General features: G+C 67.6%; 16 protein-coding genes. 12 read left to right on the top strand and 4 right to left on the bottom strand.

Annotated elements, in window-relative coordinates; genetic code table 11:
- The first annotated feature begins 113 nt into the window (after positions 1-113).
- From EPN59_RS08805 to rfaE2, 4 genes are all read left to right on the top strand, one after another.
- Positions 114-857: a PhaM family polyhydroxyalkanoate granule multifunctional regulatory protein gene (locus EPN59_RS08805; RefSeq protein WP_293039266.1), complete on the top strand. Its 744-nt coding sequence runs from the start codon at positions 114-116 to the stop codon at positions 855-857.
- 56 nt (positions 858-913) lie between these two features.
- The gene (locus EPN59_RS08800; RefSeq protein WP_363928551.1) at positions 914-2,122 is read left to right on the top strand and encodes a patatin-like phospholipase family protein; all 1,209 of its coding nucleotides are present in this window, start codon (positions 914-916) and stop codon (positions 2,120-2,122) included.
- Between the two features lie 485 nt (positions 2,123-2,607).
- Positions 2,608-3,480 carry a ferritin-like domain-containing protein gene (locus EPN59_RS08795; RefSeq protein WP_293039264.1) on the top strand — a complete coding sequence of 291 codons (873 nt, stop codon included), beginning with the start codon at positions 2,608-2,610 and terminating at the stop codon, positions 3,478-3,480.
- Positions 3,481-3,635: 155 nt separating this feature from the next.
- Entirely contained in the window at positions 3,636-4,121 is a 486-nt protein-coding gene (gene rfaE2, locus EPN59_RS08790) for a D-glycero-beta-D-manno-heptose 1-phosphate adenylyltransferase (RefSeq protein WP_293045897.1), read from the top strand.
- Between the two features lie 35 nt (positions 4,122-4,156).
- On the opposite strand, the gene EPN59_RS08785 is transcribed toward rfaE2, so the two are convergent.
- The 3 genes from EPN59_RS08785 to EPN59_RS08775 all read right to left on the bottom strand — a co-directional run bounded on the left by EPN59_RS08785 (position 4,157) and on the right by EPN59_RS08775 (position 6,326).
- Positions 4,157-4,396, bottom strand: a complete 240-nt coding sequence (locus EPN59_RS08785; RefSeq protein ID WP_293041269.1) for a hypothetical protein — start codon at positions 4,394-4,396, stop codon at positions 4,157-4,159.
- A 119-nt stretch (positions 4,397-4,515) separates the two neighbouring features.
- Entirely contained in the window at positions 4,516-5,412 is an 897-nt protein-coding gene (locus tag EPN59_RS08780) for a type III pantothenate kinase (RefSeq protein ID WP_293041270.1), read from the bottom strand.
- Entirely contained in the window at positions 5,409-6,326 is a 918-nt protein-coding gene (locus EPN59_RS08775) for a biotin--[acetyl-CoA-carboxylase] ligase (protein ID WP_293041271.1), read from the bottom strand. Before EPN59_RS08775 ends, EPN59_RS08780 begins: the two co-directional genes overlap by 4 nt.
- A gap of 166 nt (positions 6,327-6,492) precedes the next feature.
- Here EPN59_RS08775 and EPN59_RS08770 point away from each other — a divergent pair, with 166 nt between their 5' ends.
- The 8 genes from EPN59_RS08770 to EPN59_RS08735 all read left to right on the top strand — a co-directional run bounded on the left by EPN59_RS08770 (position 6,493) and on the right by EPN59_RS08735 (position 13,442).
- Complete coding sequence (locus EPN59_RS08770) at positions 6,493-7,626, top strand: ABC transporter permease (RefSeq protein ID WP_293041272.1); 1,134 nt, start codon at positions 6,493-6,495, stop codon at positions 7,624-7,626.
- A complete protein-coding gene (locus EPN59_RS08765; RefSeq protein WP_293041273.1) occupies positions 7,623-8,510 on the top strand; it encodes an ATP-binding cassette domain-containing protein in 888 nt (295 codons plus the stop codon). The genes EPN59_RS08770 and EPN59_RS08765 overlap by 4 nt, the downstream gene beginning before the upstream one ends.
- Before the next feature lie 73 nt (positions 8,511-8,583).
- Complete coding sequence (locus EPN59_RS08760) at positions 8,584-9,549, top strand: MlaD family protein (RefSeq protein ID WP_293041274.1); 966 nt, start codon at positions 8,584-8,586, stop codon at positions 9,547-9,549.
- Positions 9,550-9,645: 96 nt separating this feature from the next.
- Positions 9,646-10,266: an ABC-type transport auxiliary lipoprotein family protein gene (locus EPN59_RS08755; protein ID WP_293041276.1), complete on the top strand. Its 621-nt coding sequence runs from the start codon at positions 9,646-9,648 to the stop codon at positions 10,264-10,266.
- Between the two features lie 273 nt (positions 10,267-10,539).
- Positions 10,540-10,866 carry a (2Fe-2S) ferredoxin domain-containing protein gene (locus EPN59_RS08750; RefSeq protein ID WP_293041277.1) on the top strand — a complete coding sequence of 109 codons (327 nt, stop codon included), beginning with the start codon at positions 10,540-10,542 and terminating at the stop codon, positions 10,864-10,866.
- Between the two features lie 13 nt (positions 10,867-10,879).
- Positions 10,880-11,512, top strand: a complete 633-nt coding sequence (locus tag EPN59_RS08745; RefSeq protein WP_293041278.1) for an alpha/beta fold hydrolase — start codon at positions 10,880-10,882, stop codon at positions 11,510-11,512.
- A gap of 384 nt (positions 11,513-11,896) precedes the next feature.
- Entirely contained in the window at positions 11,897-13,114 is a 1,218-nt protein-coding gene (locus EPN59_RS08740) for a D-alanyl-D-alanine carboxypeptidase family protein (protein WP_293041279.1), read from the top strand.
- Positions 13,115-13,157: 43 nt separating this feature from the next.
- On the top strand, positions 13,158-13,442 hold the full coding sequence (locus EPN59_RS08735) for a DUF493 family protein (protein WP_293041280.1): 285 nt from the start codon (positions 13,158-13,160) through the stop codon (positions 13,440-13,442).
- Between the two features lie 110 nt (positions 13,443-13,552).
- On the opposite strand, the gene EPN59_RS08730 is transcribed toward EPN59_RS08735, so the two are convergent.
- A complete protein-coding gene (locus EPN59_RS08730; protein ID WP_293041281.1) occupies positions 13,553-14,530 on the bottom strand; it encodes a transcriptional regulator GcvA in 978 nt (325 codons plus the stop codon).
- Positions 14,531-14,573 lie beyond the last annotated feature (43 nt).

Here is a 14,573-nt window from a genome sequence, read left to right as displayed (position 1 = left end):
GTGGCGGACACTGCGGCGCGCGCGGGCGCGAGCCATCGCGCACGGCACGGTCTGCGGGGTATGATCGGACAACCGTGTTTTCACTTGACCTCCAACCGTGCGAGGAGATCCGCATGACCGACCCAGCAGGCTCCGTGCCGCCGTTCCCGGGCTTTCCCGGTTTCCCACCCGCCGAAATGCTCGATCGCATGTGGGGGATGATGCGCCTCACGCCGTTCGGCAGCGCGTTTCCGGGCAGCGAACCGGGCATGGCGCAGGGCTTCGGGCCGTCGCTGTCGATGATGTCCGACATGATGGCCCCGCTCACCAACATCGAAGAACTGGACAAGCGCATCACCGATCTGCGCGCCGTCGAGCAATGGCTCAAGCTGAACCTGAGCATGCTGCAGTCGTCGATCCAGGCGCTCGAAGTGCAGCGCGCCACGCTCTCGACGCTGCGCGCGTTCGGTGCGTTCGCGCAGTCGCAGATGTCGCCGTCATCGTCATCGGAGAGCGCATCGCCGCACGCGTCGGCGAACGCCAGTGCGAAGGCCGCTCGCGAGCCCGAGCCGCCGCCCGCGGCTGAGGCTGAGGCTGCCGGAGCGGACGGCGCACCGCCGCCGGGCTTCGATGCCTCCGCATGGTGGAACATGCTCCAGTCGCAATTCAATCAGCTCGCGCAGTTCGCGATGACGCAGCCCGCGGCTGCGGCCGAGGCTGCTCAGGAAGCCGCTACAGCAGCCGCTACAGCAGCAGCCACGGCAGCGGCGCAGGCGGGCACGGCGGCGAGCACGAACGCGAAGCCCGCAGCGAAGCGCAGCGCGGGCAAGACGTCCGCGCCGCGCGGCACGAAGAAGGCGCCGGCGCAGCCCGAGTGAGGCGCGCGGCGCACGGTTGAACCTGCGCGAGAGCGCACACGGGGAGCGTCGGCATCATGCGGCTTGCGCTCGTGATGATGGGCGGAGGCGCACGCGCGGCCTACCAGGCCGGTGCGCTGCGCGCCCTTGCCGAGCTGGCGCAGGAAGCCTCGCCCGAGCGCCGCGAGATGCCGTTCACGGTCATCTGCGGCACCTCGGCCGGGGCGATCAACGCGACGTCGATCGCGAGTCATGCGGACGATTTCGCGCAGGGCGCGGCGCGTCTCGTCGACGTCTGGTCGAACATCACCGCCGGTCAGGTCTATCGCACGGACTGGCCGGGCATTGCCGCAGCGGGTGCGCGCTGGCTCGCGGCGCTCGCGTTCGGCTGGGCCACGTTCGGCTTCGGAGCGCGCCGCATGCCGCGCACGCTGCTCGACAACGGGCCGCTCGAACACCTGCTTGCGCGCACGATGAGCTTTCACCGCATCGAGCAGATGCTCGACGAGCGCCGTCTGCACGCGCTCGCCGTCACGGCAATCAGTTATTCGTCGGGGCGGCATCTGACCTTTTATCAAGCCAGCGAGCCGATCAGCGCCTGGCGCCGCGCCCAGCGCACGGCGCGCATGGTGGCGCTCACGCCCGCGCACCTGCTCGCGTCGGCATCGATTCCGTACGTGTTTCCCGCCGTGCGCCTCGAACTCGACGGCCGCCACGAATATTTCGGCGACGGTTCGATTCGCCAGATCGCGCCGCTCAGTCCCGCCATTCACTTCGGCGCACGGCGCATCGTCGTGATCGGCGCTGGCGCGCCGTCGCCCGAGGTGCCCGCCGCGCGTCCCGACATCGACGTCTATCCGTCGCTCGCGCAGATCGGCCAGCAGGTGCTCGCGAGCGTGTTCCTCGATTCGCTCGGCGCCGACATCGAGCGCCTCGAGCACATCAACCGGGTGGTGCTGCAACTGCCGCACACGGTCGAACCCGAGAGCGCCTGGCATCACGTCGACGTCCTGACGATCGCACCGCGCAAGCGCATCGAGCTGATCGCCGCGCGGCATCTGCTGGAATTGCCCGCGTCGGTGCGCATGCTGCTGGGCGCCGTGGGCGGCAATCGCGCTTCGGGGGCCGCATTCGCGAGCTACCTCCTGTTCGAGCGGGCGTTTACCTGCGAACTGATTGAACTCGGCTATCAGGACACGCTCGCGCAGCGCGAGGTGCTATTGACCTGGCTCAAGCCTCCTGCAGGTGGCGAACCGGCCCGCCCGGAGGCCGCGCGCCGGGGCTGAAAGGTCCGCGTGCTATGCTGATCCAAGGTTTTTCGGCTGTTTTGGACGTTGTTTGGCGCGTTTTTGCTCACTTCGCGCCCACTTCGCGCCCACGTCGAAATGGAAGGCAGGTGTGTTCCGGGCACGACAGATGGCAGTGGTGCGGCAATATGTCGCATGGCGTTTGCGGCAGCGGCTGGCCGGGTGTCAAACAAGCGTGTCAGGCAAGCCAGGCGACGTGAACGATGTCCGGCGGATGCACCGGCAGCGGGGTTCCAGGAATGGCGTCTGCGTCCAGGTTCGGCGCGTAAGCCCGACAGCGCACCTTTCATTTGAACATCGCGGAGCGCCCGGCGGCAGGCGCGAGCCTGCTGCCGGGCGCGTCTGGACGGCCGATTACCGCGTAAAATCGAAAGCTTTCGCCTGCGCGCCGGGTTGTTCAGCCCAGCGCGCGGCACGCTACGAAATCGTCATGCGCACGTTATGCGCAGATCAGGGGCGGGACTATGAACACGATGCTTTATCCGGAACTTTACAAATCGCTCGAATCGGTCCGATGGGACATGGAGAAGGACATTCCCTGGGACACATTCGACGCGTCGCTCCTCACCGACGAGCAGGCCCAAACCATCAAGATGAACGCGATCACGGAATGGTCGGCGCTGCCGGCCACCGAGATGTTCCTGCGCGACAACCATGACGACAGCGACTTTTCCGCGTTCATGAGCGTGTGGTTCTTCGAGGAGCAGAAGCATGCGCTCGTGCTGATGGAGTACCTGCGCCGCTTCAAGCCGGAACTCGTGCCGACCGAGGAAGAACTGCACGCGGTGCGCTTCGAGTTCGATCCGGCGCCGCCGCTCGAAACGCTGATGCTGCATTTCTGCGGCGAAATCCGCCTGAACCACTGGTATCGCCGCGCTGCCGAATGGCACACGGAGCCGGTCATCAAGGCCATCTACGAAACCATCTCGCGCGACGAAGCGCGCCACGGCGGCGCCTACCTGCGCTACATGAAGAAGGCGCTCACGAACTTCGGCGACGCAGCCCGCGCGGCGTTCGCGAAGATCGGCGTGCTGATGGCGTCGGCGCGCCGCACCGACAAGCCGCTGCACCCGACCAACCTGCACGTGAACCAGTCGCTCTTCCCGCGCGATACGGTGCAGTCGCGTCTGCCCGATCCGGAATGGCTCGAGCGCTGGCTCGACGAGCAGATCCGCTTCGACGACGGCTGGGAAAAGAAGGTCGTCGAGCGTATCCTGCACAACCTGTCGATCCTGTTCGAGCGCACGTTCACCACGGCGCAGGAACTGAACCGCTATCGCAAGGAAGTGGTGTTGCGCCTGCAGGCGGAGCAAGGCACGGGGCAACAACCCGCCTGACGCCCGGGCATGCGCCGCAGCCCGGCCTGGCCGGCGCGCGGCGCGAATTCACGACGGCCCGGCGCGTTAGCGCGCCGGGCCGTTTCCGTTGGCCGCTTTTGTTGGCCATTTACGTTGGCCTTTCTCGTCGGCCTTTCTTTATCGAGTTTCCTTCGATGCCCGCATCCTTCGAACGCAAGATCATGACGCGCGAGGCGCTCGCGCAACTGCGCCCGACGCTCGACGCTCCGGTGGTGTTCACCAACGGCGTCTTCGACATCCTTCATCGCGGCCACGTGACCTATCTCGCCGACGCGAAGGCGCTGGGCGCGACGCTGATTGTCGGGGTGAACAGCGATGCGTCGGTGCGCATGCTCGGCAAGGGCGACGACCGTCCGATCAACACGGAAAACGATCGCATGGCGCTGCTCGCGGCGCTGGAGAGCGTGGACTGGGTCGTGTGTTTCGGCGAGCGCACGCCGGTCGAATTGATCGGGGCGCTGCGTCCCGACGTGCTCGTGAAGGGCGGCGACTACGATATGGACGCGCTACCCGAATCGGCGCTCGTGCGCGGCTGGGGCGGAACGGCGCTCGCGATTCCGTTCGAGCACGATCGCTCGACGACGAAGCTGCTCAAGAAGGTGCGCGCGCAGCAAGACTGAGCGCCGCACGCGTCGTGCATGTCTGCCGCAAGCGCTCACTGCGCAAGTGAAGAGGCCTCCACGGGCGGTTCTGCAATGGGGCCGCCCACCAGCGGCACGTCGACCGATTCGGACGGCAGGATCGGCCGCACGGTGAGCCGTTCGGGATGGATCTGCCGGTTCAGCGGATGGCTCACGCGCATGCCCGAAGCGGGCGTCGGGCCGAATACGCCGGAAATGGCCGCAAACGCGGCGAGGTTGGCAAGAATCAGGATGGCGATCAGCCAGCGCAGCATCGTGTGAGGCTCCGTCGATGTCGTTAATCTGCGCGCCGCGCGTCTTGTGCGCGGCGCTCGTGTTTCTTTGCTTTTTCCTTCGCTTGTGCCTTTCGCTCGTGCCTTTCGCGGCCCGGCGCTCAGGCTTGCGCCGCGATCAGCGCGAGGCCCGCGAGCACAAGCGCATCGTGACGAGTATGCGGCACCTTGAGCGCCGCTGTCACAACGGCGGCCGCGCCGCCGCTCACCACCAGCCGCACCGGGGTATGCCACGCGTGCTCCAGATCCGCCCACGCGCGCTCGATCAGCGCCGCCTGCGCGAGCGCACAGCCCGCCGCGATCGAGCGCTTCGTATCGGTGGCGAACGGCAGGGCGTGGTGCGCGTCTTCGGCTCCGCCACTGCCGTCACCGCTGCTGTCGCCGCTGTTCTCACCGCTGCTCTCACCACCCATCGGCCCGCCCGCGGCGCGCGCATCGAGCACATTGAGCACCGGCAACTGCGCCGTATGCTCGCCGAGCGAGCGCATCATCAGCGACCAGCCCGGCGCGATCAGTCCGCCGACGAACGTACCGTCCCCGCGCAATGCCTCCAGCGTCGTAGCCGTGCCGAGCGTCGCAATCAGGAGCGGTTCGTCCGGAAACGCAGCGCGTGCGCCGATCATGCCGGCCCAGCGGTCGCTGCCGAGCGCATCGGGCGTCGTGTAGTCATTGGTTACGCCGCATTGCTGCGCGCGCGCGCGAATCACCGTGCGCGGCAGGCCCGGCCACTGCGCCTCGATGAGCGCGTCGAGCCGCTGCGCGACGGTATCGCCCGCAACATTCGAGATCCACGCGCTGGCCGGCGCAGGCAGATTCGACCAGCCCGGAAGCGGCTGCGCGCCGTCCTGCAGGCTGTCGTGGCTCGCCGCGCCTGCATGCGCGAGTACGCCCGCAGCATCGGCGAGCGCCCACTTGATCCGGCTATTGCCCGCGTCGATGAGCAAGTACGGCGGCAAATGCGGCGGCTGATTCGGCGAATGACTCGGCGCGCGCTTCATGCGCCGCCGTCCGCGATCCGCAGCGAGATATCGCCGGTCGCGACGGCTTCGCGGCCCTGCGCGGTATCGACGAGCAACTGGCCGCGCTCATCCACGCCAACCGCGACGCCGCGCATCAGTTCCTTACCCTGCTCGAACAGCGCCACCTCGCGGCCCGCATACGCGTGGCATGCGTTCCAGCGCGCCTGAAACGGCGCGAAGCCCGACTGGCCGAAGCGTTGCAGTGCGGATTCGAGGGCGTTGAGTTCGGCGGCGAGCGTGTCGGTCAGGTTCGCGTTCGGCCACACGCGCGAGAGCGCCGTGGGCGTCGTGCCCGGCACGGGCGGCGCGTCGGCGCCTGCGTTCAGCGCGCGGACTTTCGCCGCGAGCGTGTCGGCGCCGCGCACGTTCGTGCCGATGCCGATCACGACCGCCGTCGCGCTCGGCGTGCTCCACGCGGTCTCGACAAGGATGCCGACCAGCTTGTCGCCTTCGAGCAGCACGTCGTTCGGCCACTTGAGCGCGATCTGGCCGGGCGCGGCGACGGGCAGCGTGCGCAGGCCGTCGACCAGCGCCGAGCCGATCGCGAGACTCAGGCCCGCGAGGCCGTCGATCGGACGCGGCACCACGCAGGCGAGCGAGAACAGCAGCGCGTCGCCGGGTTGCGCGACCCAACTGCGTCCGCGCCGGCCACGGCCTGCGGTCTGCAGGTAGGCGACGCGCACGATCGGCCGCGCGAGGGCGTTACGCCGCTGCGGCAGGGCCTTCAGGCGCGTCATCAGATCGGCGTTGGTCGAGCCGGTTTCCTCGACGATCTCGATGGGCCAGTCGTGGGCGGCCGGGCCGAACAGCCTGACGGCGCGCTCGCGGTCGATGCGCCAGTCGTCGGCGGGCGGGCTGGCGGGAGTAGCGGGGGAAGGGGGCTTCGCGTTCATGAGCGGTATTGTAGTAGCTGGCGCCGCCGCGGAACCGTTACAGCCGGGCGGCGAGCGAGTAGATGGCGCGCACCGCAGGAGCGCGCGCGGCCCTGTGCGCCGCGACGCCGAAAGGGGGCGCGTTCGCTACAATGATCGTTCAACTTCCCCCGTCATTTCGCCGAACTTGACTCAAGAGACGCCGCCCGGCCTCGATATCGCGGCCGGCGCCCACGGAAAGATCGTTCGCCTCTCCGGCCAGTGGACCGCGCTCGCCCTTGCGCGCGACCGCGAACGGGGCGGCGCCGCAGTGCGCCTGCGCGCGCTCGCCAAAGAGCACGTCGGCCAATGGGATCTTTCGCGCGTCGATCGCATGGACCACGTCGGCGGCCAGGCGCTCTGGCGCGTCTGGGGGCGCAAGCTGCCGCCCGACCTCGTCGCGCTCACCGATACCCAGCGCGATATCTTCAACCGGATCGCGCTGCTCGACTCGGTGCGCGAACCGGTCGAGAAGGTGATCCGCATCGATCCGGTCACGCAGTTCGGCCTCGGAATCTTCTCGTTCCTCGATCACCTCTACGGCGGCATCGGCATGCTCGGGCGCGTGGTCCTCGACCTGCTGTTCGTATTGCGCAAGCCGAAGCTCATGCCGTGGATCGAGATCTCCGCGAACATCTACAACGCCGGTGCGCGCGCGCTGCCGATCACGGCGCTCGTCGCGTTCCTGATCGGCATCGTGCTGTCGTATCTGTCGGCGCAGCAGTTGCGGCTCTTCGGCGCGAACCAGTACATCGTCAACATCCTCGGCCTCGCCGTGATCCGCGAACTCGGGCCGGTGCTGGCCGCGATTCTCGTGGCGGGACGCTCGGGCTCGGCCATCACCGCGCAGATCGGCGTGATGCGCGTGACCGAGGAACTCGACGCCATGCGCGTCATGGGCATCTCGCACGGGCTGCGCCTGATTTTGCCGCGCGTCGTGGCGCTCGGCGTCGCGATGCCGCTGCTCGTCATCTGGACCGACATCATCGCGCTCCTCGGCGGCGCGCTCTCGGCGAGCCTCGTGCTCGGCATCGACATGTCGTACTTCGCGCGGGCGCTGCCGAGCGTCGTGCCGATGGCGAACCTGTGGATCGGCCTCGGCAAGGGCGTGGCGTTCGGCATGCTCATTGCGCTCGTCGGCTGTCACTTCGGCTTTCGCATCAAGGCGAATTCGCAAAGCCTCGGCGAGGGCACGACGACGTCGGTCGTCACGTCGATCACGATCGTCATCCTCGCCGATGCCGTCTTCGCCATCCTGTTCCAGAACGTGGGGCTCTCATGAGCACGCCGCTCAAGGAGGCCGTGCGCGATCTGCCGCTGCCCGCCATCGGCGAGCCGGTGATCGAGGTGCACAACCTCACCAAGCGCTACGGCCGCAACATCGTGCACCAGCATCTGAATCTCGATATCCGGCGCGGCGAGATCGTGACGATCGTCGGCGGCTCGGGCGCGGGCAAGACGACGCTCGTGCGGCAGATCCTCGGCCTCGAAAAACCGAGTTCGGGCTCGATCCGCATGTTTGGCGAGGATCTCGCGACGGTCGGCGCCGAAGACATGCGCCTCATGCGCACGCGCACGGGCATGCTGTTCCAGCACGGCGCGCTCTTTTCTTCGCTGACGGTGTTCGACAACATCGCCCAGCCGGTGCGCGAGCTGGGCAAGGTGCCCGCCGACCTGCTGCGCGACATCGTGATGCTCAAGCTGGAGATGGTGGGGCTGCCGTGCAAGCACGCGTCGAAGATGCCGGCGGCGCTCTCGGGCGGCATGGTCAAGCGCGTGGGCCTCGCGCGCGCGATCGTGCTCGAACCCGAACTGCTGTTTCTCGACGAACCGACGGCGGGGCTCGACCCGCGCTCGTCGGACGAAGTGGTGGATCTGATCAGCACGCTGCACCGCGCGCTCGGGCTCACGGTCGTGCTGGTCACGCACGACCTCGATGCGATGGTCGCGCTCTCCACGCGCGTGGCGGTGCTTGCAGAGCGGCGCGTGCTGATTGCGGCGCCGGTGGAAGAAGTGGCGGGCGTGGACGATCCGTTCATTCGCGAATATTTTCTGGGCATGCGCGGACGGCGCGCGTTGCAGGCGCTGCCGCCCGAGCGCCGCGCGAAGCTGCCGCGCGCCGCGCTCGCGCCGGCATTCGGCTCGATGGGAGGCGGTCCATGCTGACGCGGCGCGCGGTGTTGCCCGTGCGGTGCAGCGCGCCCTGGCTGGCTGCAGCCGCCAACGAAGGAATCTGACGATGGAAAACAAACCGCATGCGTTCTGGGCCGGGTTGTTCACGATCGGCCTGCTGGTCGTGATCGCACTGGTGGTGTTCTTCTTCAGCGCCGACCGCGTCGTGCGCGTGCCGTACGACCTGATTTCGCACTCGAACGTGACGGGCCTCTCCCCGGACGCGGCCGTGCGCTACCGCGGTCTCGACGTCGGCAAGGTGCGCTCGATCAGCTTCGATCCGCACAAGCCGGGGCAGATCGTGATCCGCATCCTCGTCGACCAGAAGGCGCCGATCACGCGCTCGACGTTCGGCACGCTCGCGCTGCAGGGCGTGACGGGCATTGCGTTCGTGCAGCTCGACGACACCGGGCAGGACCTGTCGCCGCTGCATTCTTCGGAGGCGCACGTCGCGCAACTGCCGTTGCACCCGGGCCTGCTCGAGCAGTTGCAACGGCGCGGCGAGGCGCTCGTGCGCAAGCTCGACAGCGTCGCCGACGACCTCGATGCACTGCTGTCCGAGCCGAATCGCCAGCAGATGATGGCGGCCGTCACGAGCCTGCATCAGGCCGCCGACAGCGCGAACACGCTCGCGAAGCAGCTTGAGCCGACGACGCGCCGCCTGCCCGCGACGGTCGCCGATCTGCAGCGCACGCTGGAGTCGACGAACCAGTTGATCCAGAACGTGAACCGCCCGGACGGCCCGTTCCAGACGAACCTGAACAAGGCCGGCACGGCGGCGGAGCGGGCGGGCACGGCGCTGCAGTCGATGAACGCATCGATCGAGGACCTGTCCGCGCGCCTCGGCTACGACACGCTGCCGCGCGTGAATTCGCTGACCGACGACGTGCGCTCGGCGATGCGCTCGGTGGATCGCGCGGCGGGCACGTTCAGCACGAGTCCGACCAGCCTGCTGTTCGGCGGCGCGCCGCTGCCCAAGCCGGGGCCGGGCGAGCCGGGCTTCGTGTGGCCCGCGGCCGCGGATGGAAAGTGATGCGGAAAGCGACGTAACACGATGCGCAACACGAGGCGCAGCCGTATGACCGCCGATGCACGAAGCGCGTCCCCGCACGACCCAGAAGGAATTGCAATGTCACGTTCGATCTTCTCTTGCCGCGCCGCCCGGACGGCACTCGTGGCGCTCGCAGCCGCCGCGCTCGTCGCGGCCTGCGCGGGCCGTCCGTTCGCACTCAACGAGACCCGCTACGATCTCGGGCCGGTGTCCATGACGCCGTCGGCGGGCGCGCTGCCGCCGCTCAAGGTGCTCGAAGTGAGCGCGCCGCCGCCGCTCGACAACGACGGCATCCTCTATCGCCTGAGCACCGATGCGCAGCGCACGGGGCGCTACGCGCACAGCCGCTGGACGATGTCGCCCGCGCGTCTGCTCACGATGCGCCTGCGCACCTCGCTCGGCGCGCATGCGACGGTGCTTTCGGGCGCCGATGCCGTGCAGGCGCCGATGCTCAAGGTCGAACTCGATCAGTTCGAGCAGGTGTTCGCCAGCGCGACCGAAAGCTTCGGCGTGCTCACCGCGCGCGCGACGCTGATTCAGGGCGGCAAGGTGATCGCGCAGCGCGCGTTCGTCGCACGCGTGCCGGCCAGTTCGCCCGATGCCGCTGGCGGCGTGCGTGCGCTCGCGGCGGCGAGCGACGATTTCGTGGGCCAGGTCGGCGCGTGGCTGGGCACGCAGCAACTGGCCGATTCACCGTGACGATTCACCGTGACGATTCACCGTGACGATATGCCGTGACGATATGCCGTGACGTCTTCGCACGCCGAAGGCCGCGCGCGAGCAGCCGGGGCGTGCGCGGGAGCGTTCTTGCCGCGCTCGCTATAATCTTCGGCATCCGCTACGCCGCACGCCACGGAATGCCAAACCCGGCCAAACCCGGCCAGCCCTTGCCGCATCGGCTCACGCGGACGTGCGCCACGCCCCGCGCGGCCTGCGCCGCGTTCTCCTCGCCACTCCACGCTACGCCACGCCATGACCGATTCGTTCTACAAGTACCACGTCTTTTTCTGCCTGAACCAGCGCGAGCCCGGCGCCGACCGCCCGAGCTGCGCGAACTGCGGCGCCCAGTCGATGCAGGAATACGCGAAAAAGCGCGTGAAGGAACTGGGCCTGGCGGGCCCGGGGAAGGTGCGCATCAACAAGGCGGGCTGCCTCGACCGCTGCGAAGAAGGCCCGACGATCGTCGTGTACCCGGAGGGCACCTGGTACACCTACGTCGACGAGACCGACATCGAGGAAATCGTCGTCTCGCATCTGCAGAACGGCCAGGTGGTCGAGCGCCTGAAGATCGACCGCTGAGGACTGCCGCACGATGAATGCACAGACCCAGAAGTTCACCATCGGCGGGCCGGCTGGACCAATCGAATGCGCGCTCGACCGCCCCGATGCGGGCACGCCGGTGCGCGGCATCGCGCTTGTCGCGCACCCGCATCCGCTCTTCGGCGGCACGATGGACAACAAGGTCGCGCAGACGCTCGCACGCACGCTCGTGCAGCTCGGCTACACGACGTACCGCTCGAATTTCCGCGGCGTCGGCGCGAGCGCGGGCACGCACGACAACGGCATCGGCGAGCAGGACGACCTGCTCGAACTCATCGCGTACATGCGCGCGCAACCGGGCCAGGCCGACGTGCCGCTCGTGCTCGCAGGCTTCTCGTTCGGCACTTTCGTGCTGTCGCACGTCGCGAAGCGCTACGTCGAAGCGGGCGGCGCAATCGAGCGCATGGTGTTCGTCGGCACGGCGGCGAGCCGCTGGGAAGTCGCGCCGGTGCCCGGCACCACGCTCGTCGTGCACGGCGAACTCGACGACACCGTGCCGATCCTTTCCGTCTTCGAATGGGCGCGCCCGCAGGAACTGCCCGTGGTCGTGATTCCGGGGGCGGAACATTTCCTGCACCGCAAGCTTCACGTCCTCAAGCGCATCATCGTCGAGGCCTGGCGCTAGGCGTTCGCCCGCCGTCCTCCTGTATCCCTCTGTCCGCAATCGTCCCTGTTTTTTCCTGGCGGCCCGCGCACTCGCGCGGGTCGGTCCGGTTCGAAAAAAACTCACGACAGGTCTGCGCAGAAGCGGTTTTTCGCAAAAAAATGCCGCAACGCCGCGCGTATAATGGCCGTTCTTTTTGTGGATGTCTCGGCCCGCGGTTCGCCGCGCTCGGGCGCCGCGTGACCCGCTTGTGCGCACTCTGCGCCGCGCGCGAACCTTCTTGCTGCGCAGCCGGTCCAACGCTCGCCTTTTGCGCCGGCTTCGCGGGTTCGCGCATCCGCTCACCGGCACTCCCAGCCTGTGCGCCGCATGGCGCGCAACGTTCATCCAGCCCGACACGAACCTATGCGTTTTCTCTCCTCCGGCCAATCGTCTTCCTTCGCTTTCGTTTCCCCTTCGCTCGTTCGTAACGTCACGCTCGGCGCGCTGTTGCCGGCGTCGCTGCTTGCGTCGGCCAGCGCCTTCGCGCAGGTGCCGCCGCCCGCGGTGAACGCGCGCTCATGGGTGCTCGTCGACGCCACGGCGAATCAGGTTCTCGCTTCGGGCAACCCCGACGAGCGCGCCGAACCGGCGTCGCTGACCAAGCTGATGACCGCCTACCTCGTGTTCGAGGCGCTGCAGTCGAAGAAGATCTCGATGGAGCAGATCGTCATGCCGAGCGAAGGCGTGCGCCGCGTGAGAACCGACGAATCGCGCATGTTCATCGAACCGAACAAGCCGGTCTCCGTGCACGACCTCGTGTACGGCATGATCGTGCAGTCGGGCAACGACGCGGCCATCGCGCTCGCCGAACTGGTCGGCGGCTCGGAGCCGAACTTCGTGAACATGATGAACGCCGAGGCGAAGAGGCTCGGCATGGCGCACACGCACTTCGCCGACGTGAACGGCATGCCCGATCCGCAGCACTACACGACGGCAGGCGACCTCGCGACGCTCTCGACGCACCTGATCCGCGACTATCCCGAGTACTACGGCATCTTCTCGGTCAAGGAATTCAAGTACAACAACATCAAGCAGCCGAACCGCAACCGCCTGCTGTGGATCGATCCGACCGTCGACGGTCTGAAGACCGGCCACACCCAGGCTGCGGGCTACTGCCTGATTGCGTCGGCGAAGCGGCCGCTCGCCGACGGCGGCGCGCGCCGTCTCGTCTCGGTGATGATGGGCGAGGCGAAGGAGCACAACCGCGTTGACGACAGCATGAAGATGCTGAACTACGGCTACTCCGCCTACGACAGCACGCGTATCTATAAGGCAAACCAGGCAATCGCGACGCCGCGCGTGTTCAAGGGCATGGCGGATTCGGTTTCGGTCGGCGTGAAGAAAGACGAGTACGTGACGCTGCCGAAGGGCGCCGTCAGCAACGCGAAGCCGAAGCTCGAACTCACGAGCCCGCTGATCGCGCCGATCGCGGACGGCCAGCAGGTCGGCACGGCGAAGTTCGTCGGCTCCGACGGCAAGGTGCTCGCGCAGGTTCCGGTGGTCGCGCTCCATACGGTGCCGCAGGCCGGCGTCGTGGGCCGCGTGTGGGATTCGCTGATGCTCATGGTCAGCAAGAAGTAAGCGGTGGCGATATCGCGGCTGCATCGCGGCAAGGAGTGGAAAAATGAACGAGGCGCAGAACGCCAACCCGAAAGAATCGCTGATCGAGTTTCCGTGCGACTTCCCGATCAAGGTGATGGGCAAGACGCACCCGGAATTCGCGCAGACCATCGTGACGGTGATCCGCACGTTCGACAGCGGCTTCGACGCAGACGCGATCGAAACGCGTCCGTCGAGCGGCGGCAATTACACCGGCCTCACGGTGACGGTGCGCGCGACGAGCCAGACGCATCTGGACGATATCTATCGCGCGCTCACGGGGCATCCGATGGTGAAGATCGTGCTGTAACTGTGCGTTGTGCTGTTGGACGGTGCTGTTGAACAGTGCTGTGGAAACGAGGGCCGCTCTATGCGGCCCTCGTTGCGTTTACCGCTTATCGTCCGTGCTTCAGGCCGCGTTCACGGCATTTCACCGGAGCGCTCGCGCCACGCAGCCGCGGCGGCCGTCATCAGCGGACCGGCTTCACAAGCATCCTCATAGAGCCGCCGGAAGCGCGCGACTTCGTCGAAGACCCACTCGCGGAACGCCTGCACGCGTTCGGTCTGCATGCGCTGCGGCGTACAGATGAAGTAGTAGCGCCACGGGCTCGGGCCGTCGATGTCCTTGAAAAGCCGCACGAGCCGCCCGAGCGTGATCTCGTGCATCGCGAGCGAGCGCCGCACGAGCGCGACGCCCTGGCCGTCCATCGCGGCCTGGAGCAGGTTGGACGAATCCTGGTAGAGCACGCCGCGTTTGGGCTCCGGCACGTCGGCGAGGCCTGCCGCGTCGAACCACGGCCGCCAGAGTTCGTCGTCCGAGCGCAAGAGCGGCAGGTCGGCCAGCTCGTGCGGATCGGCGGGCAGCTTGCCGCCGCGAAAATGCGGCGAGCAGGCCGGAAAGTAGATCTCGTCGAGCAGAAGCTCCGCGTGCAGGCCCGGATAGTGGCCGTAGCCGAAGCGGATCGCCACGTCGACGTCGTCGCGCGCGAAATCGGTGAGCTGATTCGTCGATTGCAGTTCGACGTCCCACTGCGGATGCGCCTCGATAAAGCGGCCGATGCGCGGCGTTACCCAGCGCGCGGCGAACGACGAAAGCATCGACACCACGAGGCGCCGCTCGCGGTCGCCCGCGCGGATCTCCTGGGTGGCGCGGGCGAGCTGCGCGAGTGCGTCGTGCACCTGGGCGGCGTAGCGGCGGCCGGTTTCGGTGAGGCGCACGCGCTTGCCGTCGCGCGTGAAGAGGGCGACGCCGAGTTCGGTTTCGAGCGCGCGGATCTGATGGCTTACCGCGCCGTGCGTGACGAAGAGTTCGTCGGCGGCGCGCGAAAAGCTTTCGTGACGGGCGGCGGCCTCGAACGCCTTGAGGGCGTTCAGCGCCGGGAGCTGGCGGAGATCCATCGTAGTTTTTCTCACATAGCCGTGAAAATTGATCGTTTTGCCC

The organism is Paraburkholderia sp., from assembly GCF_004298475.1.
In the GTDB taxonomy this organism is placed as follows: Bacteria; Pseudomonadota; Gammaproteobacteria; order Burkholderiales; family Burkholderiaceae; genus Paraburkholderia; species Paraburkholderia denitrificans.
Note: the sequence above shows the minus strand (reverse complement) of the source record. Positions and strands in the feature narration are given on the sequence as shown.